The organism is Legionella drancourtii LLAP12, from assembly GCF_000162755.2.
Lineage (GTDB): Bacteria > Pseudomonadota > Gammaproteobacteria > Legionellales > Legionellaceae > Legionella > Legionella drancourtii.
Genome location: NZ_JH413839.1, coordinates 1 through 4069 on the forward strand (window position 1 = coordinate 1; position 4069 = coordinate 4069).

Below are 4069 nucleotides of genomic sequence, written 5' to 3' on the forward strand. Positions count from 1 at the left end.
AATCAGACTTAATTGCGTTGGCGAATTGAGCATTCTTCCCTCTTCATACCAAGAGAGGTCATCTCTGATGATTTAATTTTACTAATACAATGTTAAAGGAAATTCTCGTTTTATTGTAGCCAATATATCCCCAATAACTTCTTTTATATTTTCCTTGTAGCGCAGTTGTTGAATACCATCCAAATTAGAAGGAATTTCAACATCTTCTTGAAGAACTATAATTGCTCTATTAAATCCTAATTTTCCTTGAAACAATCCTGCTTCATGAATAACATTTTGACGAGCTCTGATACTACCATCCTTCAATTCATCCTCCGCCGTCAAAACCAATATAGCAAAATTAGAAGTGGTGGACATTTCTTCTAATATATCTCGAATAGTGTGGCCCGCTCTTGCTCCCGATTCGAATGATTCTATAGTAATTTTGTGTTTGTCTTGCAAATCATCTTTGATTATTTTCCAATCATCGCTTCGACCATGACCAATAAAAACTATAATTTTATTAACTTGCATGGGAACTTTATCTAATTTAAATTTATCTTTACTTAAATCAAACTCATTAAAACCTTTGGTAATAATATTTCTATTCGATTCTACAGAAATTTCTGTGTCACCGTCATTGTAGATCAACCTTAGTTTATTATTGTCAGATCTAACCAATAGAGAGGCATATATACAATTGCTTTTACTGTATTCGGCACAAAACTCATCCATTGAATCAAGTTCCCAATCCTCATCATCAATCGAAATACTATAGTCACAACGTTTAATATCAACTTTTTCATCTTTGAAAACAATTTCATATACTTCCTTAATTTTCTCGAAAGAGAATTTGGTCAAGGTATAAGTTTTAGTTTTTTGCATAATAAAATTCCCTTTACAATTATTCCGGAATATCCTACCAATAAATTTAAAGTATATAATATGAAGTGCAATTCGAACCGAATACAGTCGCTCGGGTTTACGCAATGGCTGACTCTATACACTTATTCCAAGGCCTGCTGCTATCCTATCTATTTGCTCTTTAACTACCATTTCATTATTTTCCATAATTGCACTGTGTAATTCCAAGCAAATACTTGGAATAGCATTGAGTTGCTTTTCATCAAGTATAGTAATTAGTGGACTCCAAATCATATTTAATACATTTATTAATTCTAACGGCTCATTACATTCAGAATGACTTGGTTTTTGAAGCAGTAATATTCGTTCAGGTAAGTTTGACCACTTATGAATCTCCGCGGTTCTTTTTTCAGATCTGAATTTACTTATCAACGGTAAAAATGGGCTAAAGAATAAAAACTTATTTTGAGGATTTAGGAGCCATTTAGAAAATGCTGAAAACTTCTTTTTCCCTTTGACAGGTTCTCCCTTTTCAATTATGTGAAATAAATCAATAAGACGCTCGCAAGCAGTGCTGCTCCCAACTATTTCTATATGTTTAATTGCTGAATGACACGGGGGCTTTTCCATGAGCAATTTTCATCATAACTTTGATTAAATACTTCCTTATTTGACCATCCCCCTACCCTTTTTAAATATTCCAATTGTATAAGATATTCGAAACATTTTCTAAGAGCATTTCGTTGATGCTCTGAAGGTAATCTTTGTATTGTTTCTGTATGAAAAAAATCTCTTATACTTTCCCGAGGAAAATTTTCAATAATACTATCAGGATAAGATTCATATAAAATATTAATCAGAGTTTCTTCCATCCGATCGCATAACTCTATATTTGATAATCCCTGAAGCTCAGCTTTTGTAATCGGCTCCAACTGGTATTTAGGCTGCATTTTCTATTTCAACAATTAATCCTAAATGATCTCTATCAATCATATCTTGCAAACAAAGTCGAACAAATTGTTTTTTGGAATAACCTAATAATTCAGCATATTCAGCAGCTTTTTTAGGACTAATAATTCTTCTTCCATGCTCTATATCACATAAAACCTGTCTTGAAACACCAAGGGTTTTAGCAAATTCAACTTGACTTAATTCCTCTCCTTGACGAATAGCAAGGATAAAAGAACCTAAAGTTAATTTTTCTCCCATAAGATTTTCAAGATAATTCAATGTTTCTTGTGTATTTTTAGTAATCATGTTTGTTCACCTCAATAATTTCAACAACTTCCATTTGCCCAGCTTTATTAATAATATAAATAGCTCGATACGATTTTGATAATCTGATCGAACGCTGACCCTTACGTTCTCCTTTCAATGGCTCATCATGATATCCAGGTATTTTTCTAACCTCATTTAGTCCATCATGCCCTACTGCACTAATCCAGGCAGTTAATTTAGCTAAAATGTGTTTAGGAAGTTTCTTCAAACTAAGTGCTAATTTCTCTTTCAGCACAACATTATAAATTTCCAAACTAATCTCTTTTTATTATTTTAGATATTGTACACAATTTTTGCGTACAAATCAAATAACTGAAAACATGAGGCATGGGAGAGTAGACCAGCGGAACTTCCCCGCCAGCCCCTCGCAGAACAGTGCATGAACCTCTCGACTCACACTGCTCCCATTAGGCGAACGCACCTATCATTCCAATCTTCCAGTGTACAAATAGAGTTGAATCTCTTTTTGCTATATTCTCCAGGAAATAGATTGCTCGTGTTCTGCCATTCAATTTTCTATACTTGCGCATTGCCCACGCAACCAGTGTTTTATTGAAATGTCTGAAAACAGCATACAAAGAAGAACGATTGTAGCGCCCGTAATACTCAATCCAACCCCTTAAAACCGGGTTAAATCTCTTGGCGATATCATTCAAAGTTATTTCTGTTCTCCTGTAAAACCTCCAGTCATGTATCTTTGCCTGCATTGATTTCTGCGATGATTTGCTTACACCGGGCGCAAAGGTTAGGAATAATCTTCCTGTTTTACTATTCTTTGCTGTCCTGCGTCGAAAGCCATACCCTAAAAACTCAAATGCTGTTTGTGGGTAATTTCCTCTTCGCTTACCATCTTTGCAATAGACAATCTTTGTCTTCTCTGGATGTAGTTCAAGGCCACATGCTATAAATCGCTCTCGTAATTCAGATAATATCTTATGCGCCTGCTGTTGTGTCTTGCAGTGCACCAGTCCATCATCTGCATAACGACACCATGGTACAGATGGCTGATTTCTTTTCATTCAAATATCAAACACATAATGCAGAAACAGGTTGCTTAAAACTGGACTGATGACACCGCCCTGAGGTACTCCTTTATTGCGTTCTTGCAGAACACCATTAGGTAGTTGCATTGGGGCTTTAAGCCATCGTTCAATATACAGCAAGACCCATTTTTCATTTGTGTGCTTTTTCACTGCTTTTAATAGAAGTGAATGATCCAAGTTATCAAATAGCCCCTTTATATCAAACTCGACAACCCAGTCATATTGCCAACATCGTTGACGAGTAATCCCCACAGCATCCAATGCTGATTTATTTGGCCTATATCCATATGAATCCGAAAGAAAATGGGGCTCAACGCATGGTTCAAATATGAGTTTAATAACCATTTGCGCGATTCTATCCGCCACGGTAGGCACGCCCAGAATTCTTTCCCCTCCAGTTTTCTTCGGAATGGGAACTGCTCTAACAGGTGGTGGAAAATAACTGCCTGACGACAAGCGATTCCATAACTTATAGAGATTGTCTTTCAAGTTTAATTCAAAATCCGCAAGTGATTGCTGATCAACCCCAGCTGATCCACCATTGGCCTTGATTAATCGAAAAGCTTTCACTACCAATTGTTTGGATATGATAAATGATTTTGTTTCGCTCAAAATTTCCTCCTCTTGCGAGTTGAATTTTAATCTTAACAGCCTAACTCAACCCCTTCGCTCCGTAATCATTACAATTACTTCAATGCTACTACGGGTTAATCCGCCCCAGTTTCTTGCATTGGTACTCTCATACTTAAGGTGCCTACCTCTTGCATTTCTCCCTTAACATCAAGACGACTGGTTCCCGCAGTTCCTTATAGAAGCCCAAAACAGACTCACGCCACCTTTACGCCGGACACCATCTGCTCAATAATCAGGTAATTTGCAGACTTATCCTGAGCTCCGTTTTCATA

General features: G+C 36.3%; 6 protein-coding genes and 1 pseudogene. All 7 read right to left on the reverse strand.

Annotated elements, in window-relative coordinates; all coding sequences use genetic code 11:
• Positions 1–81: 81 nt before the first annotated feature.
• Complete coding sequence (locus tag LDG_RS18625) at positions 82–864, reverse strand: TIR domain-containing protein (protein ID WP_006871876.1); 783 nt, start codon at positions 862–864, stop codon at positions 82–84.
• A 114-nt stretch (positions 865–978) separates the two neighbouring features.
• The gene (locus LDG_RS13100; RefSeq protein ID WP_040535862.1) at positions 979–1473 is read right to left on the reverse strand and encodes a hypothetical protein; all 495 of its coding nucleotides are present in this window, start codon (positions 1471–1473) and stop codon (positions 979–981) included.
• Positions 1434–1793: a hypothetical protein gene (locus LDG_RS13105; protein ID WP_040535865.1), complete on the reverse strand. Its 360-nt coding sequence runs from the start codon at positions 1791–1793 to the stop codon at positions 1434–1436. Before LDG_RS13105 ends, LDG_RS13100 begins: the two co-directional genes overlap by 40 nt.
• Complete coding sequence (locus LDG_RS13110; RefSeq protein WP_006871879.1) at positions 1783–2100, reverse strand: helix-turn-helix transcriptional regulator; 318 nt, start codon at positions 2098–2100, stop codon at positions 1783–1785. Before LDG_RS13110 ends, LDG_RS13105 begins: the two co-directional genes overlap by 11 nt.
• On the reverse strand, positions 2090–2374 hold the full coding sequence (locus LDG_RS13115) for a hypothetical protein (protein WP_006871880.1): 285 nt from the start codon (positions 2372–2374) through the stop codon (positions 2090–2092). Before LDG_RS13115 ends, LDG_RS13110 begins: the two co-directional genes overlap by 11 nt.
• A gap of 154 nt (positions 2375–2528) precedes the next feature.
• On the reverse strand, positions 2529–2828 hold the full coding sequence (locus LDG_RS20355) for a group II intron maturase-specific domain-containing protein (RefSeq protein WP_233491542.1): 300 nt from the start codon (positions 2826–2828) through the stop codon (positions 2529–2531).
• A gap of 99 nt (positions 2829–2927) precedes the next feature.
• Positions 2928–3734 (reverse strand): annotated as a pseudogene (gene ltrA, locus LDG_RS20360) (group II intron reverse transcriptase/maturase); the annotation flags it as partial.
• Positions 3735–4069: the final 335 nt, after the last annotated feature.